14 protein-coding genes are annotated in these 16,725 nt (G+C 71.6%); 5 read left to right on the top strand and 9 right to left on the bottom strand.

Annotated elements, in window-relative coordinates:
- Window positions 1-90: 90 nt before the first annotated feature.
- The gene (locus tag OO54_RS06685) at window positions 91-789 is read right to left on the bottom strand and encodes an ester cyclase (protein WP_033201952.1); all 699 of its coding nucleotides are present in this window, start codon (window positions 787-789) and stop codon (window positions 91-93) included.
- Between the two features lie 74 nt (window positions 790-863).
- Here OO54_RS06685 and OO54_RS42285 point away from each other — a divergent pair, with 74 nt between their 5' ends.
- Window positions 864-4,382 (top strand): hypothetical protein, encoded by a 3,519-nt coding sequence (locus tag OO54_RS42285; RefSeq protein WP_157856435.1) that lies wholly within the window; start codon window positions 864-866, stop codon window positions 4,380-4,382.
- On the opposite strand, the gene OO54_RS06675 is transcribed toward OO54_RS42285, so the two are convergent.
- The 5 genes from OO54_RS06675 to OO54_RS06655 form a co-directional block, all read right to left on the bottom strand.
- The gene (locus tag OO54_RS06675; RefSeq protein ID WP_033201951.1) at window positions 4,359-5,378 is read right to left on the bottom strand and encodes a hydroxyacid dehydrogenase; all 1,020 of its coding nucleotides are present in this window, start codon (window positions 5,376-5,378) and stop codon (window positions 4,359-4,361) included. The genes OO54_RS42285 and OO54_RS06675 overlap by 24 nt on opposite strands.
- 18 nt (window positions 5,379-5,396) lie before the next feature.
- Window positions 5,397-6,251: a carbohydrate ABC transporter permease gene (locus OO54_RS06670; protein ID WP_017239624.1), complete on the bottom strand. Its 855-nt coding sequence runs from the start codon at window positions 6,249-6,251 to the stop codon at window positions 5,397-5,399.
- Window positions 6,248-7,201: a carbohydrate ABC transporter permease gene (locus tag OO54_RS06665; protein WP_051786757.1), complete on the bottom strand. Its 954-nt coding sequence runs from the start codon at window positions 7,199-7,201 to the stop codon at window positions 6,248-6,250. Before OO54_RS06665 ends, OO54_RS06670 begins: the two co-directional genes overlap by 4 nt.
- A 4-nt stretch (window positions 7,202-7,205) precedes the next feature.
- A complete protein-coding gene (locus tag OO54_RS06660) occupies window positions 7,206-8,522 on the bottom strand; it encodes an ABC transporter substrate-binding protein (protein WP_033201950.1) in 1,317 nt (438 codons plus the stop codon).
- A gap of 144 nt (window positions 8,523-8,666) precedes the next feature.
- The gene (locus OO54_RS06655) at window positions 8,667-9,755 is read right to left on the bottom strand and encodes a LacI family DNA-binding transcriptional regulator (RefSeq protein WP_033201949.1); all 1,089 of its coding nucleotides are present in this window, start codon (window positions 9,753-9,755) and stop codon (window positions 8,667-8,669) included.
- Between the two features lie 164 nt (window positions 9,756-9,919).
- Here OO54_RS06655 and OO54_RS06650 point away from each other — a divergent pair, with 164 nt between their 5' ends.
- The gene (locus OO54_RS06650; protein ID WP_033201948.1) at window positions 9,920-11,719 is read left to right on the top strand and encodes a DUF2264 domain-containing protein; all 1,800 of its coding nucleotides are present in this window, start codon (window positions 9,920-9,922) and stop codon (window positions 11,717-11,719) included.
- A 30-nt stretch (window positions 11,720-11,749) separates the two neighbouring features.
- Here the strand turns inward: OO54_RS06650 and OO54_RS06645 are convergent, their stop codons facing one another.
- Entirely contained in the window at window positions 11,750-12,523 is a 774-nt protein-coding gene (locus OO54_RS06645; RefSeq protein WP_033201947.1) for an SDR family NAD(P)-dependent oxidoreductase, read from the bottom strand.
- A 28-nt stretch (window positions 12,524-12,551) separates the two neighbouring features.
- The gene (locus OO54_RS06640) at window positions 12,552-13,262 is read right to left on the bottom strand and encodes an MOSC domain-containing protein (RefSeq protein ID WP_033201946.1); all 711 of its coding nucleotides are present in this window, start codon (window positions 13,260-13,262) and stop codon (window positions 12,552-12,554) included.
- Between the two features lie 81 nt (window positions 13,263-13,343).
- Between OO54_RS06640 and OO54_RS06635 the strand changes: the two genes are divergently transcribed.
- Window positions 13,344-14,237: a LysR family transcriptional regulator gene (locus tag OO54_RS06635; protein ID WP_033202082.1), complete on the top strand. Its 894-nt coding sequence runs from the start codon at window positions 13,344-13,346 to the stop codon at window positions 14,235-14,237.
- A 131-nt stretch (window positions 14,238-14,368) separates the two neighbouring features.
- Here the strand turns inward: OO54_RS06635 and OO54_RS06630 are convergent, their stop codons facing one another.
- Window positions 14,369-14,764 carry a WhiB family transcriptional regulator gene (locus OO54_RS06630; protein ID WP_033201945.1) on the bottom strand — a complete coding sequence of 132 codons (396 nt, stop codon included), beginning with the start codon at window positions 14,762-14,764 and terminating at the stop codon, window positions 14,369-14,371.
- Window positions 14,765-15,197: 433 nt separating this feature from the next.
- Here OO54_RS06630 and OO54_RS06625 point away from each other — a divergent pair, with 433 nt between their 5' ends.
- Together OO54_RS06625 and OO54_RS06620 are read left to right on the top strand one after the other, a co-directional pair.
- A complete protein-coding gene (locus OO54_RS06625) occupies window positions 15,198-15,809 on the top strand; it encodes a response regulator transcription factor (RefSeq protein WP_003948568.1) in 612 nt (203 codons plus the stop codon).
- 243 nt (window positions 15,810-16,052) lie between these two features.
- Window positions 16,053-16,655 carry a sigma-70 family RNA polymerase sigma factor gene (locus OO54_RS06620; protein ID WP_026058283.1) on the top strand — a complete coding sequence of 201 codons (603 nt, stop codon included), beginning with the start codon at window positions 16,053-16,055 and terminating at the stop codon, window positions 16,653-16,655.
- Window positions 16,656-16,725: the final 70 nt, after the last annotated feature.

The following is a 16,725-nucleotide window of genomic DNA, read 5'->3' as shown; positions in this document are numbered from 1 at the left end:
TCACCGCTGACCGCTGAGGTCCGCAGCTGAACCACCGAGGCCCGGTGCTCCCGTCGCGGGAGCACCGGGCCTCGTGCTTCGCGGCCGTTCCTACCCCTCCACGGCGCCGAGCTGCCCCATGAGCCCGAGCAGGTCGTACTGCCACCACCCCTCGACGATCTTCCCGTCGTCCCGGAAGCGGTGGATGACCGTGCCGCTCATGGTCACGTCCATGCCCGTCGGCTGGAGCCCCATGAAGTCCCCCGTGTGGGAGCCCTTCCAGGTCCAGCGGGTGCAGACCCGGTCGCCCTCCGCGATCTGGTCGTCGACGGTGAAGGTGAAGTCGAAGCCGCCCCGCCACATCTCCACCTCGCGCCGGACGGCGTCCATGCCGATGACGTCCTGCTCGTTGACCGGATCGTGGTCGTGGTACCCCTCGGCCAGCACCTCGTCGAGCAGCGCCAGCTCCTGCTCCGTCGCCAGCATCTCCATCAGCCGCGCCGCGTTGTTCTTGTACAACGCCTCGTCCCGCACCACGTCCAGGTCCGTGAACGTCGGCATCTCGTCACAGAGCGCCACCATCTCCCGGAAGATCCGGTCCGTCTCCGGAAGCTGCGAGTTCCGCATGGCCACGTCGTACGAGGGGAACTCCACGATCTCCACCACGTGCGACGCGTCGGACCGGTCCTTCCCGACGATGCTGTGCGTCGCCGTCCGCTTGCCCTCGGTCTGCTCCACCCATTGATCCATGAGCCGGTTGAGGTCGTCGACCCGGCTGGTCTTGCAGTCGATGATCTGTACGAAAGTCATGACGCCTCCCGACCGTGGTGGGAACCCTTTCAGTCTAGGTCCGGGGGGCCACGATGCCCTGGCAGCATGGGGGCATGCAGCGGGGGATCGACGTGGAGAACAGCGCGGGCGTCGTCGTCATCGGCGACGGGAACGAGGTGGTGACCGGCCCGCCGACGGTCGTCCGCTCGGCGTACTGGGAACAGGTCCGCCGGATCGCCCCCGACGAACTCGTCGGCCGAGAGGGCGAGTTGGCCGAGCTGGCAGCCTTCTCCCGTACGGGCAACGGCTATCTCTGGTGGCGGGCCGACGCCTGGGCCGGCAAGTCGGCGCTGATGGCGTCGTTCGCCCTCGCCCCGCCGCCCGGCGTGCGGATCGTCCCCTTCTTCATCACCGCCCGCCTCGGCGCCCAGAACGACGCCGCCGCGTACGTGGACGTCGTCCTCGAACAGCTGGCCGAACTCGCCGGGGAGGGCGTGCCCGCACTGCTCACCGCCGCGACCTGCGAGGCCCACCTCCTGCGTCTCTACCGCACCGCCGCCCAGGCCTGCGCCGCGCGCGGCGAGCGACTCGTCCTCCTCGTCGACGGCCTCGACGAGGACCGCGGCGTCACCACCGGCCCCGACGCCCACTCCATCGCCAGCCTCCTCCCCGCCGACCTGCCGGTCATCGTCTCCGGCCGCCCCAACCCGCCGCTCCCCGCCGACGTCCCGGAGGCCCATCCGCTCCGCGACCCCGGCACCGTACGGCTCCTCACCCCGTCCCCGGCCGCCCGCGCGATCCGCGTCGAAGCCGAGCGCGAACTCAAGCGGCTCCTGGAAGCGGGCGGGCTCCCGTACGCGCTCCTGGGTCTGCTCACCGCCGCCGGCGGCGGCCTGACGGCGGACGACCTCGTGGAGCTGACCGGCGAGATCCCCTACCGCGTGCGCGACGTCCTCCGCACCGGCCCCGGCCGCACCTTCGCCGTCCGCGGCGACGCCTACCTCCTCGCCCACGAGGAACTGGCCTCTGGAGCACGCGAGATGCTCGGCCCGCGCGAGCTCGACCAGTACCGGGGCCGTTTGCACACCTGGGCGGAGGCCTGGCGGAGCCGCGGCTGGCCCGAGGCCACGCCGGAGTACCTGCTGCGTGGGTACTTCCCCATGCTCGGCTCGGTCGGGGACGTGAAGCGGATGGTCCTGTGCGCGCTCGACACAGAGCGACAGGACCGCATGCTCGACGTGATGTTCGGGGACTTCGTCGCGCTGGCCGAGATCAGGGTGGCCGAGGAGGCGCTGATCACTGCGGGCGTGCCCGACCTGTTGGACTCCGTACGGCTCGCCATTCGCCGTGAAGCGCTCGAGGACCGCAATTACCGTGTGGACGCCACTCTTCCCTGGGCTTGGGCGGCGCTTGGCCACTTCAACCGCGCGGAAGCCCTGGCTCGCAGTATTCCGGCTGCGGACGACCGGGCGTACGCGCTCGTCCGGGTCGCCGAAGAGCTCGTGGAGCATCGCGACCAGGATGGGGCAGTTCGGTTGATCGAGGCGGTGGAGCAGGCCGCGTCCGAGGCGGATCAGTACAGCACCAAAGCACCAGCGGCTTTGGAGCGTGCTTGCCGCGTTCTGCTGAGGATCGGGTCACCGGAGCAGGCGGAGGCCCTGCTGCATCAGATCACCGATACCTGTGACAGGGAACGACTGCTTCCCCACCTCGCCCAGTGGTGGGTCCGGGCCGGGGAGTCCGCCAGGGCCGAGGCGATGGTGCTGACCGAGTCGGATCCTCGCGTCCGCGCAATGGGCGTGGCCGCTGTGGCCGGAGCCTGGGCCGAAACCGGTGCCGTCCCGCAGGCACGATCGTTCCTTTCCCGCGCATCCTCGGCGGACCCGGGAGCCGAAACCCTGGCCGGACTGCGAATCGCTGCCGCTCTGCTCGCGTCGGGACGCCAGGCGGAGGCGGATTCCCTGATCGCCCGGGCCGAGACGACAGCGCGGGGAACACCGGTCGTCACCGAGGCGATCGGCCTACTGGCGACGTTGGGTGAACGCGATCGCGCACTCGGTCTCGTAGCCGGTATCGCAGACGGCCCACTCCGCAGCCGGGGGATGACCGAGGTGGTTCATGCGTTGGCGGCAGCGGGCGCATGCGAGGAGGCCGAGGCATTGGCGTTCGCCATCGAGCAGCGTGAAGCCAGGGGGGAGGCGCTGCTTGCGGTCGTCTCCGAACTGGCGGGTGCGGGCCGGTGCGACGAGGCTCGGAGGCTGGGACGACGCATCACCGAACCGCACCTGCGGCAGGTGGCGTTGGGCAGTGTGGTCAAGCAGTTGGCGATCACCGGTGAGTTCGGTCCGGCTGAGGCTCTCGCCCGTGAATGCACCCATGACGACCACCAGCCGATGCGCTGGGTCGTGGAGGCATTGGCGGCTGCGGGCGAGTTCGCCCGCGCGGAGACACTTGCCCGCTCCATTGACTACGACGAGGGGCTTTTCGCTCTGGCACGCGGGGTGGCTCTCTCCACCGACTCGCGAGACCTGGCGGCGAGCCGCATCGCCGCAGTCGAGAGGGAGGTGCGGGTCGCCCGGCCGCCTGGGCTGATGGATCTCGTGGCGTACGCGAATGTTCTGGTGGAGACCGGTCACGGCTCAGCCGCGTTGCCGCTGCTGGCGGACGCTGAAGCAGAGTTGCCTGAACCGGCAGGGCCCCATGCGACGGAGTTCGAGAGGTTGCGGCGGAACCTGATGGTGGAAGCGATAGCCGCGACCTACGCCCGCATCGGGAAGCCGGACGAGGCGGAGTCGCTGATGCACGCCATAGGAAGGGCGTTCCACGAAGGATGGCTTGCCGTCATCGAGGCACATGCTCGGGCAGGCAACGAAGAGCGGCTCGGTGCAGCGTTGGCTGCGCTCGACGACAGTCCCAATGCCGACGCGATGCGGGCGATGGCCTGCCCGGTTCTGGCTGCCGAGGGGCTGGTGGAGACGGCGGTGGCCGTCGCCGGGAGGGTGGAGGGACCCGACGCCAGGGTGCGCGCCTGGGCCTCGACTGCGGCGGCGCTGGCTGCGGCAGGTGAGGACCAGCTGGCGAGGGTCGCCCTCGCGGAGGCCGAAGCCGTCCCGTCGTCCTCGTACATGTGGCTCATGGCGGGCAGCGATCTCGTTACGGCATACGCGCATCTGGGAGACGAGGAGGAAGTCGACCTGATCTCCGCGGAGGTTGAAGCGCACGCGGGTTCCCAGGCCGACTTCACCGCCCTACTTGTACAGGCCCTCGTCCGTCTTGGCCGGTACGAGGAAGCCGAAGCGCTCGTCCGGCGCATCGGCGAGCGGTTGGATGCGGACACTCGTTCCAACCCACCGAAGAGCGTGGTGACTGCTTTGGTGGCCGCGCTGATCGAGGCCGGACAGAACGACCGGTCCCACCGGGTGGCGATCACATATCTGGCGGTCCCTGAGCAAGGGGACACGGAAGCGTGGGCCTTGCTCGCGCCGGTTCTCGGGCCTCGGCGTGGTCGTGTGCTGGCGGCCCGCACGCTCCAGGCCGGCGACTTCCCCGAGGCGTTGCAGGCTGCCCTGCGCCTTGAACCCCGCGCTGTTCCACTCGTCGTCGACGCTCTACGCCGACCACGTCAGGTCTGATTCCCGGATCTCCTCCACGAACGGCTCGCCGACGGCGTACCGCCGCACCTCCTCCAGCGCCTGGTCCGTCATGCGGTGGAGTTCGTTGCCGAGGGAGCCGGCGACGTGGGGGGTGAGGAGGACGTTGGGGAGGGTCCACAACGGCGATTCGACGGGCGGGAGTTCGGGGTCGGTGACGTCGAGGACAGCGTGGAGGCGTCCGGAGACGAGGTGGGGGAGGAGAGCGGTCTCGTCGACGAGGGAGCCGCGGGCCGTGTTGATCAGGGTGGTGCCGTCGGGCATGGCGGCGAGCTGGGCCGGGCCGATCATGCGGTACGTGGAGGGCAGCTGGGGCGCGTGGACGGAGACGACCGAGCTGCGGGCGCAGAGTTCGTCGAGGCCGACGAGTTCGGCGCCGGGCGGCGGGGTCGTCGCGTACGGGTCGTAGAGGAGGATCTCGCAGTCGAAGGGGCGCAGGAGTTCGATGACGCGGCGGCCGATGCGGGAGGCGCCGACGATGCCGATGGTGCGGCGGTAGTTGCCCCGGGGGGTGGACTCGGTGAGCCAGGAGTCCTCGGTGCGGAGTTCGGCGTAGCGCTGGGCGGAGCGGAGGACGCCCTTTCCGGCGAAGAGGATCGCGGCGAGGGTGTACTCGGCGACGGGGAGGGCGTTGGCGGCGGCGGCGGAGGTGACGCGGAGGCCGCGGTCCCAGCAGGCGTCGGTGATGTGGTGTTTGACGGAGCCGGCCGCGTGGACGACCGCCTTGAGGCGGGGGGCGCGGTCGAGGATGTCGGCGGTCAGGGGGGTCGCGCCCCAGCAGGTGAGGAGGAGTTCGGCCTCGGCGAGGGCGGCGGCGACGCGGGGGCCGGGTGCGGTCAGGTCGTGGGCGACGAGGTGCGGGTCGGTGCGGGTGAGGGCGGCGAGGCGGTCGCGGTGGGCGTCGGTGAGGAGGCGGTCGGCGACGTCGGGGCTCATCGCGAGCAGGAGGGAGGGGCGGTTGTCAGTGGTCGGGTGCATCGTGGTGACTGGCCTTCCTCATTTGACGCTGCCGGCGGTGAGGCCGGCCTTCCAGTGGCGCTGGAGGGAGACGAAGGCGACGACGAGGGGGACGACGGCGAGGAGGGACCCGGTGACGACGAGGGGGTAGAAGTCGGGTTCGGCGTGGGCGTTGCTGTTCCACGCGTACAGGCCGAGGCTCAGCGGGTAGAGCTTCTGGTCGGACAGCATGACCAGGGGGAGGAAGAAGTTGTTCCAGACGGCGGTGAACTGGAAGAGGAAGACGGTCACGAAGCCGGGCATGACCATGCGCAGCCCGATGGACCAGAAGACGCGGAGTTCGCCGGCGCCGTCGATGCGGGCGGCCTCCAGGGCCTCGTCGGGGATGTAGCCGGCGCAGAAGACCCGGGAGAGGTAGACGCCGAAGGGGTTGACGAGGACGGGGATCAGGACGGCCCAGTAGGTGTTGACGATGCCGACCTCGCTGGCGAGGAGGTACATCGGCAGGGCGAGCGCGGTGGTGGGGACGAGCACGCCGAGGAGGACGACGCCGAAGAGCTTCTCCTTGCCCCGGAAGTCGTAGACGTGGAAGGCGTATCCCGCGGCGACGCTGACCAGCGAGCAGGCGAGGGCGCCGAGGCCCGCGTAGAGGAGGCTGTTGGCGTACCAGTGGAAGTAGACGCCGTCGTTGTACGCGGCGAGTCGGCTGAGGTTGCCGCCGAGGTCGAAGCCCTCGAAGGAGAAGGCGTTTCCGGCGAGGAGGCCGCCGGCGTCCTTGGTGGCGGCGGTGAGCAGCCACACGAGGGGGAAGAGCATGTAGACGACGGCGAGGAGGAGGGCGCCGTTGACGGCCGCCTTGGACAGCCAGACGTTCGGTGTGCGGGGCTTGCTCATGCCGTCTGCTCCTTCCGGGCCGTGTCCGCCTCGCGTGCGGCGCGTGCCGTGCTCGCCTCGCGTGCCGTTCCGGCCTTGCGGCGGCCGGTCAGGCGGGTGACCGCGAAGGAGAGGAGCGCGGCGGTCAGGGCGAGGAGTACGGATGCCGCGGCCGCGAGCCCGTAGTCGTTGCGGTCGAAGGCCGCGGTGTAGGCGTACATGTTCGGCGTCCAGGTGGAGGTGACGGCGGAGCCGGTGCCCTTGTTGAGGATCAGCGGCTCGGTGAAGAGCTGGAGGGAGCCGATGATCGTGAAGAGGCCGACCATCGCGAGGGAGGCCTTGACGAGGGGGATCTTGACGGCGAAGGCGATCCGCCAGGCTCCGGCGCCGTCGACGGTGGCCGCTTCGAGGACGGAGCGGTCGATGGCCTGGAGGGCCGCGTAGAAGATGACCATGTTGTAGCCGAGCCATTCCCACAGGGCGATGTTGACGACGGAGGGCAGGGTGCCTTCGGGGGAGAAGAAGTCGAAGCCGACGCCTCCGGCCTCCATGGCCTGGACGACCGGGCTGAGCTGGGGCGTGTAGAGGTAGACCCAGATCAGGGCGGCGATGATGCCGGGGACGGCGTGCGGCAGGAAGAGCGCGAGCTGGAAGAAGCGGCGGGCGCGGGCGAGTGCCGAGTCGAGCAGGAGGGCGAGACCGAGGGCTCCGGCGAGCAGCAGCGGGATGTAGAGCAGGCAGTATCCGAGCAGGATGCCGAAGCCCTCGCGGAAGGCCCGGTCACCCAGCGCCACGGTGTAGTTGTCGAGGCCGGTGAAGACGGTCTCGGTGCCGCCGAAGCCCAGTCCGGACTGCTTCTCGGTGAAGAGGCTGAGCCAGACCGCGTATCCGATCGGCAGCACCATCACCGCGGTGAACAGGAGGAAGAAGGGGGTCAGCAGGATCGCCGCGGCGCGGGTTCGGGCCTTCACGCGGTCAGCCCTCGACCTTCAGGCCGCGCTTGGTGAGTTCGGCGACGGTGGCGTCGTGGCCGCCCTTGACGGCGTCGGCGATGCCGGGGCCGCCCTTGGCGATCTTGCCGAACCGGTCCTTGATCGCGGTGTTGGTGGTGCCGGTGGTGGGGCCCCAGGACCAGTTGGGGTTGATGGAGGCGCCGGCGGCCTCGAAGAGGGCGTAGATGTCCTGGCCGCCGTAGTAGCTCGCGTCGAAGGCCTTCTTGGCGACCGGGCGCAGGGCCGCGGCGGCGGGGAAGGCGGAGGAGGTGCCGGAGGCGATCCGGGCCTTCACGCCGTCCTCGGTGGTGGACATCCACTCGGCGAAGGTGACGGCGGCGGCCTTCTGCTTGCTGTCCTTGGTGACGGCGAAGGAGGTGCCGCCGAGCATGCCGCTCGCGGGCTTCCCGTCCCAGGTGGGGATGGGTGCGACGGCCCACTTGCCGCTCAGTTCGGGCGAGTTGCCCTTGAGGACGCCCGCGCCCCAGGAGGCGCCGAGGTAGCCGATGGTGGTGCCGTTCTTGAGGGAGCCGACCCATTCGGGGCTGAAGGAGGCGTCCTTGTGGACGAGGTCGGCGTCGAGGAGGCCCTGCCAGTAGTCGGTGACCTTGGTGGTGGCCGGATCGGTCGTGTCGATCTTCCAGGTGTCGTTCTCGGCCTTGAACCACTGGGCGCCGGCCTGCCAGGCCATGGCCTCGAAGGTGGTCGGGTCGTCGGGGAAGAAGGTGGCGATGCGGGCTTTGGCGTCGGCCTTCTTGACCTGCGCGGCGGCCTTCTGGAACTCGTCCCAGGTGGCGGGGACCGCGACCTTGTACCGGGCGAAGAGGTCCTTGCGGTAGAAGAAGGCCTGCGGGGCGGCGTCGAAGGGGACGGCCCAGGACTTGCCGCCGAGGGTGGTGAGTTCGACGGCCTGGGGGAGGAGCTTGGCGCGGTCGGTCTCGGTGAACTGGTCGCCGATGTCCTGGAGGGCGCCGGAGCTCACGAACTCGGGGAGCGAGGAGTACTCGATGGAGACGAGGTCGGGGGCGTTGCCCGCCTTCACGGCGTTGGAGATCTTGGCGTAGCCGCCGGCGGTGCCGGAGGGGATCTCCTCGAACTTCACCTGGATGTCGGTGTGGGAGGCGTTGAAGGCGTCCACGACGTCCTTCGAGCCCTTGGCCCAGCCCCAGAAGGTGATGGTCACGGGCCCGCTCGACTTGTTCGCGGTGTCGTCACCGCCGCCGCCGCAGGCCGTGAGGACGGCGAGGGCGGTGGCGGTGCCGGCTATGACACGGGACGTTCTGCTCCAACTACGGGTCACGGCTCGACTCCTGGGGGCGGCGCGGCTGGGAGGTTGTGGCCGTGATCCTGTGACCGTTCATGACCGAAGTCAAGAGCGAAAGATTGATTGATCGAAAAAAGATCAGATCGATCGTCTGCGGGGCCCCGCCGGGCGGGCGGCCCGTCAGGCGCCGGGCGCCCCGCACGAGGCCCGCACCCGAAGCCTCGGCAGCAGGCTCAGATGGCGCCGGGCCGCGTCCTCGTCGGGACCCTCGGTGAGCCGCTCGACCAGCAGCTCCGTGGCGTGCCGCCCCACCTGCCGCTTCGGCGGCGCGACCGCCGTCAGCGGAGTGTCGGCGAGGGCCGCGACCTCGTCGTCGTACGCGATCAGGGCCAGGTCCTGGGGCACCCGTACGCCCAGCTCGGCGAGGCGCTGCACGATCTCGATCGCGTCCACGTCGTTGTGGACCAGGGCCGCGCCCGCCAGGCCCGAGCGGACGGCCTCGTGCAGGGCCCGCACCGCACGCTCGAAGCCCTCCGGGTCCGCCTCGGCCGGTACGGAGTCGATGACGGGGCGCGGTTCCTCCAGGCCGAGCGTCCGCAGCGCCTCGGCGTACCCGGCGCGCACGGCGAGTGCGGTCGGGGAGTCTCCCCGGGCCACCAGCAGCGGCGTCGGGTGGCCGAGGGAGAGCAGGTGGCGCAGGGCGAGCAGGACGCCGTGGCCGTGGTCGGAGACGACCCGGTCCAGGCCGTCGAGGGGGCTGCCGGGATCGGCCCTGCGTTCCAGGAGCACCGCCGGCACGGGGAGTTCCGCCAGCCAGTCCCCGTACGCGAGGCGGTCCTCGGGGCCCCGCCAGCCGGGCGCCACGAGCACGCCCTCGGCGCCGGCGGCGAGCAGTCCTTCGGTCCGGGCGCGGTCCTCCTCGGGCCGGTAGTCCGAGATGCGCAGCACGAGCCGGGCGCCGACGCGCGCCGCCGCCTCGTGTGCGCCGCGGATGACCTCGGCGAAGTAGTACGTGGCGGAGGGGGCGAGCAGGCCGAGGACCAGGCCCTCGCCCGCCCGCCCGGCGCCCGGCGCGCTCTGCCCGCGCGGCCAGGACACCTGGCCGTGCACCCGGTCGAGCAGCCCCTGCCCGGCCAGCACCTCGACGTCCCGGCGGGCGGTGACGGGGGAGACCCCGAGGCGCTCGGCCAGTTCGGAGACGCGGGCGGTGCCGCGCTCGCGCACCAGGGCCAGCAGTCGGTCGTGTCGTTCGGCAGCACTCTCGCGCACGGCGCAGTTCCCCCTCGCGGTGGTGGTGGTTCCCCGACCCTAGCCCAGAAATGATCGAACGACGGAAGTTTCGATCATTCGCTCCGATGCTCTTGACGTTCGATCGGAGTCTGTCGAGGATTCCCGGCGACGCAGACGTCATCGCAGGGAGTCCAGGGAGCATCATGCCCACGCCGCCCGAGAACCGTGAGCTCAGCCCGTACACCGGCTGGACCCGTGCCCACTGGGAGGCCGCGGCCGACCGGCTCCTCCTCGCCGTCCGCCCCCACGCCTCGCCGGGACGCGCGCTGATCGACCTCCCCGGCCCCCGTCCCAGCTGGTCCGGCGCCCGCTCCGACGGCCTCGAAGGCTGGGCCCGCACCTTCCTCCTCGCCGCCCTCCGCACCGCGGGCTCCCGTGGCGACGACCCGCACGGCCACCTCGACCGCCATGCCGAAGGGCTCGCGGCCGGAACCGCGACACCGGGGCACGCGGACCCGGACTCCTGGCCCCTGATGGCCGACACCCGCCAGGCGATCGTCGAATCCGCCTCCGTCGCGCTCGGCCTCCGCCTCACCCGTCCCTGGCTCTGGGACCGCCTCGACGACCGCACCCGGCAGCGGGTCGCCGCATGGCTCCTGCCCGCCCTCGGCCCGTCCCCGGTCGACAACAACTGGTGGCTCTTCGGCCTCACCGTCGCGGGCTTCCTCCAGGACGCCGGCATCGAGACCGACCGCGCCGCCGCCACGATCGACCGCTCCCTCGCCCGCGTCGAGGACTGGTACCTCGGAGACGGCTGGTACAGCGACGGCGACAACCGGGCCTTCGACCACTACAACGCCTGGGCCCTGCACTTCTACCCCGTCCTGCACGCCCACCTCGCCGACGACCCGAAGCTCCTCGACCACTACGGGCCCCGCCTCCGCGCCCACCTCGACGACTACGTCCACCTCTTCGACGCGAGCGGCGCCCCCCTCCCGTACGGGCGCTCCCTGATCTACCGCTTCGCCGCGGCCGCCGCCCCCTGGCTCGGCGCCCTCACCGGGCACACCCCGCTCACCCCCGGCGCCACCCGCCGCCTCGCCTCCGGAACCCTCCGGTACTTCCTCGACCGCGGCGCCACCGACGAGCGCGGGCTCCTCACCCTCGGCTGGCACGGCCCGTACCCGCCCCTCGTCCAGGACTACTCCGGCCCCGGCTCCCCCTACTGGGCGTCCAAGGGCTTCCTCGGCCTCCTCCTGCCCGCCGGCCACCCGGCCTGGACCGACCCCGAGGAGCCCCTGCCCGCCGAACGCGCCGACACCGTCCGCCCCGTCGCCCCGGCCGGACTGCTCGTCCAGACCACCGCCGCGGACGGGCTCGTACGCCTCCACAACCACGGCACCAACCACGTGCACAGCGCGGAAGCGGGCGAGGACGACCCCGGGTACGCCCGGCACGCCTACTCGACCCGTACGGGACCCACCACCGGGCCCGACCCCGCCGACAACCACTTCGCCCTGATCGCCGACGGGCGGGCCACCCGGCGCGGCCCCGCCACCCCGGCCGGCACCGGCCCCGGCTGGGCGGCCTCGTCCCACCACCCGCTGCCCGGCGTCCGGGTCCACTCGGCCACCCTCGCCCACGGCCGCGCCGAGGTCCGCGCCCACCTCGTCCTCGGCGCCCCGGAAGGGACCCCCGTACGGCAGACGGGCTGGGCCACGCACGCCGGAGGCCCCGTCTCCCAGCTCCATCCGGTCCTCGGCTACGGGCCCGACGTCGCCGAACTCCCCACCGGGGCCACCCTCCAGGGCCCGGGCCCCACCCGTACCCCCGCGCTGCACGGGGTCACGCACGGCCCCGAGAGCCTCTTCGTGGCCCTCGCCTCCCTCACCGGCGAGCCCGCCCCCGCCCCCGTGTCCGACCTCGCGGACGTCCGGGTCGCCGGCCGTACCCTGCACGTGACCTGGCACGACGGCACGGCCACGCGACTCCCGCTCGCATAGGGGAGTGCCGATCGGGCCGGGCTCACGTGCCTACTTCGGCCCGTACTTGCGTCCGGCCTTGGACGAGACCCCGCCGAGCAGGCCGCGCGGGGCCAGCTTCACCACACCCATCAGCGCCTTGTAGCGGGGGTCGGGGATCGACAGGGTCTTCCCCCGCTCCAGGTCGGACAGCGCCGCGGACACCAGCTTGTCCGCGTCGAGCCACATCCAGCCGGGGATGTTGTCCGTCCCCATGCCGGCCCGCTCGTGGAACTCGGTGCGGACGAAGCCGGGGCAGAGCGCCATGAGCCGTACGCCGCTGCCCGCGAGGTCCCGCGCCGCGCCCTGGGTGAACTGGACGACCCACGCCTTCGAGGCGCCGTACGTGCCGCGGGGCACGAAGGCCGCCACCGAGGCGACGTTCACGACGGCACCCCGGCCCCGCTCCTTCATCGAGGCGGCGGCGGCCGAGGTCAGCCGCAGCACCGCCTCGCAGTGCACCGTCAGCATCTTCAGCTCGTCGGCCATGGAGACCTCGAGGAAGCGGCCCTTGTTGCCGAAGCCGGCGTTGTTCACGAGCATGTCCACCGGCCGCTTCGGGTCCGAGAGACGGGCCTCGACGGCGGCGATGCCCTTCTCGTCGGAGAGGTCCGCCGCGAGCACCTCGGCCTCGACGCCGTGCCGGTCGTGCAGCTCGGTGGCCTGCTCCCGGAGCCGCTTCATGTCCCTCGCCACCAGCACGACATCGTGGCCGTCCGCCGCGAGTCTCCGTGCGAAAGCGGCCCCGATGCCCGCGGTGGCGCCTGTGATCAGTGCAGTCGTCATACGGGCACGGTAGTGCCCCGCCGAGCGGCTACGGGGCGGCGTCCGCCCCGCCGTCCACCCCGCCCCGCCCGGCGTCGTACTTGTCCGCGTACCGGCGTGCCAGCGCGAGCAGTCCCGACTCCATCCACTCCGCGGCCACCAACATCTCGGGCAGCAGGGAGCGTTCGGCGGTCGCCGCGTGGTGCAGGAGCGCGACGGTGACGTGGTGGTCCGGCCGGTGCACGACCGTGACCGGGTCGCCGGCCCGGATCTCGCCGGGCTCGATCACCCGCAGCAGCGCGCCGGGGCCGGCCGTCGACCCCGTGAACCGCTTGACCCACCCCTTCTCGTCGAGGAAACCCGCGAAGGTGCGGCAGGGGATGCGGCCGCCGGTGACCTCGAGGACCACCTCGTCGCCGATCCGCCACCGCTCGCCGATCAGGGCCCCGTTGACGTCGAGGCCGAGGGTCGTGAGGTTCTCGCCGAAGGAGCCGTTGGCCAGCTCACGGCCGAGCTCCGTCTCCCACCGGTCCAGGTCCTCGCGGGCGAACGCGTACGCGGCCCGGTCGTTGCCGCCGTGGAACCGCAGGTCGCAGACGGTGTCCCCGGCGAGTCCGCTGGTGCCGACACCGGGCGGCCCCGGGGCGGCTATCCGTACGGGGCCGTCGACGGGGCGCTTGTCGATGCCCGTCATCCCCGACGCGGAGTCGGTGTACTCCACCGCCTTGGCACGGCCCACATTCACACTCAGCAAGGTCATGGGGGCACCTTAAGGGCATCCATCCCAAAGTTTTCGGCGAAAATTCTCCGCCCCATCCAAGATTCGCTTATGATCGAGCGCATGATCGAGGCCCGCCACCTCCGCGTCCTGCGCGCCGTCGCCGCCACCGGCTCCTTCTCCGCCGCCGCGCGCGAACTCGGCTGCACCCAGCCCGCCGTCAGCCAGCAGATGAAGGCCCTCGAAGCCTCCGCCGGCACCCCGCTGCTGATCCGCACGGGGCGCGAGATGCGCCTCACCCAGGCCGGCGAGGTCCTGGTGCGGCACGCCTCCGGCATCCTGGCCGGGCTCACCGCCGCCGAGGAGGAGGTCGCCGCCATCGCCGGGCTCCGGGCCGGCCGCGTCCGCCTGGTCTCCTTCCCCAGCGGCAGCTCCACCCTCGTCCCCACCGCGCTGGCCGCGCTGCGGGCCGCGCACCCCGGCACCCGGGTCTCCCTCGTCGAGGCGGAACCGCCGCGCTCGATCGAGATGCTCCGGGAGGGCGACTGCGACGTGGCCCTCGCCTTCCGGTACGGAGCGGGGCAGGCCGAGTGGGACGACCTCGTCGTCCGGCCGCTGCTCGCCGACCGTCTCGTGGGCCTGGTGCCCGAGGGGCACCGGCTCGCCGGGTCGGACACGGTCGGCATCGCGCAACTCGCCGACGAGTCCTGGATCGCGGGCTGTCCGCGCTGCCGCCGCCAGCTCGTGGACGTCTGCGAGGAGGCGGGCTTCACCCCTCGCATCGACTTCGCCACCGACGACTACCCGGCCGTCGTGGGCCTGGTCGGCGCGGGCCTGGGCGTGGCGGTCCTGCCGGAGCTCGCCATCGAGTCCGTACGCCCCAAGGGCGCGCGCACCGTCACCGTGGAGCCGGCCGTGGAGCGGGAGATCGTGGCCCTGACACTGCCCGACCTCGCGCAGGTCCCGGCCGTCGCCGCCACGCTCGACGAGCTGACCCGGGCCGCCGCGCGCGCTTGACCGCCGTCCGGCCGGATCGGCGGGACGCTCCCAGGGCGCGGCAGGGCCGGGCCCGAGCCGCCACGCGCGCGTGGGCACCGCCCGGCGCGCGCGTGCGCGAGGCTCCCGGCCTTAGTTGAAGAAACGTTCCTTCACATACGCTCCACGATCGGCCGGCCCGTGGCCGCCGATGTCGTCATGGATGTCATGGGTGTCATGGACGCCGTGCCGGCGGTCGACGCGGTCGCCGGTGCCGCCGAGATCAGGCGGTTCCGGGCGCGTCCCATGAGCTCTTCGCGTTCGTCCTCGGTGAGGCCGCCCCATACGCCGTAGGGCTCGCGTACGGCGAGTGCGTGTGCCGCGCACTCCGCGCGTACCGGGCACCGCATGCAGACCTCTTTCGCCGAGTTCTCACGCGCACTCCGTGCCGCGCCGCGCTCTCCCTCGGGGTGGAAGAACAGGGAACTGTCGACGCCGCGGCAGGCCGCGAGCAGTTGCCAGTCCCACAGATCGGCGTTGGGTCCGGGAAGGCGGGAGAAATCTGCCATTGCGCTTGTCCCCTTGAAACCGTGTCGAACGGATAGGTGGGCGGGTGGATGGCTGATCGCCGGGGCTCCTCCGGGTCCCCGTGAGTCCGGGTCGGACACCTACTGTCGAAGTAGATGTAAATATGACTCATTGCGAATCTAGCCACAGACACCATGAAAAGGGAAGAAAACCCACTAAATGGGGCATAGCTTTCGATGAAGGGCGGATCGCCCGCGAGGCTCTCCTCCGTGTGCGACCCCTCACGTAGAGTGCCGAAGGCCGCCGTCCGACCCGTAACTCTTTCGAGTGACCGTCGTTGAGAGTGCGGAGGCGGTTGAAGGAAGAAGCGATCGGGCAGGTGTCCGAGAGCGTCAATCGCACAGGTGACGATTACGTACAGCCCTGGAGGCTCAAGGTGACGCGCAACAGCTGCGAGAGCCGCGGAGGTCAGGCATGACATCCGTCCTCGTCTGCGACGACTCCCCGCTTGCCCGAGAGGCGCTCCGCCGCGCGGTCGCGACCGTGCCCGGCGTCGAGCGCGTGACCACCGCGGCCAACGGCGAGGAAGTCCTCCGCCGCTGGGGCGCGGACCGCTCGGACCTGATTCTGATGGACGTACGCATGCCCGGTCTGGGCGGCGTGGAGACCGTCCGCCGGCTGCTGTCCGCGGACCCCGGCGCCCGCATCATCATGCTCACGGTCGCCGAGGACCTCGACGGCGTCGCCCTCGCGGTCGCCGCGGGCGCCCGTGGCTACCTGCACAAGGACGCCTCGCGCGCCGAACTGCGGGCCACGGTCACCCAGGCGCTCGCCGACCCCACCTGGCGGCTCGCCCCGCGCCGCCTCCGTTCGGCGGAGATGGGCGCCGCGCCCACCCTCACCGCACGCGAGATCCAGGTACTCGAAGGCATGAGTCACGGCCGGTCCAACGCGGAGATCGGGCGCGAGCTCTTCCTCTCCGAGGACACGGTCAAGACGCACGCCCGGCGCCTCTTCAAGAAGCTGGGCGCCTCGGACCGGGCGCATGCCGTCGCGCTCGGATTCCGCTGGGGCCTGGTCCGCTGAATCGCAGGTCACCCGCCATGCCCCCGTCCGAGTCCGCGTCCGTCGCGGGGCGGACGGGGCCGGCTTGTGTCACTTCCCCGCCGGATGACGCATCCTTGAGATGTGGAGTTCCTCGGGGACGAGTCGATCGAGCGGGAGGGGAGGGCGCGGGAGATGAGTTCCGGCGCACCTGCTCATAACGCTTCGGTGCACAACTACGGACGCGGTGCCGCGAACGGAGAAGCGTCGGGGCACCATGGAGCGATGCGCGACGACGAGACCGTGAGGTCCCCCATGCCTGCCGGGCAGGGGGAGATCGGCGCGCTCGTCGGTCGCGCGGTCGACGGCGACGCCCAGGCGACGCACGACCTGCTCGCCCGGGTGCACCCGCTCGCCCTGCGGTACTGCCGCACCCGCCTCAACCGGCTGCCGGGCGACGCCCGGCACTTCGTCGAGGACCTGGCCCAGGAGGTCTGCGTCGCCGTCCTGATGGCGCTGCCGCGCTACAAGGACACGGGCAGGCCCTTCGAGGCCTTCGTCTTCGCCATCGCCGGACACAAGGTCGCCGACCTCCAGCGGGCCGCCATGCGGCACCCGGGGTCCACGGCCGTGCCCTCCGACGAGATGCCCGAGCGGCCCGACGACTCCCTCGGTCCCGAGGAGCGCGCCCTGCTCAGCGACGACGCCGAGTGGGCCAAGAAGCTGCTCGCCAACCTTCCGGAGAACCAGCGCGAGCTGCTGGTGCTCCGGGTCGCCGTCGGGCTGACCGCCGAGGAGACCGGCCAGATGCTCGGGATGTCCCCGGGGGCCGTCCGGGTCGCCCAGCACCGCGCGCTCAGCAGGCTCCGCGCGCTGGCCGAGCAGTAAGTGTTGCCGGGGCTCCTCGTCCCTTTCGTATACGTGCGAACGTCCAAAGCTGTCCACCGATCTTGATCGT

Source organism: Streptomyces wedmorensis, assembly GCF_000716445.1.
Classification (GTDB): domain Bacteria; phylum Actinomycetota; class Actinomycetes; order Streptomycetales; family Streptomycetaceae; genus Streptomyces; species Streptomyces wedmorensis.
This window is presented reverse-complemented; position numbering and strand designations above follow the sequence as displayed.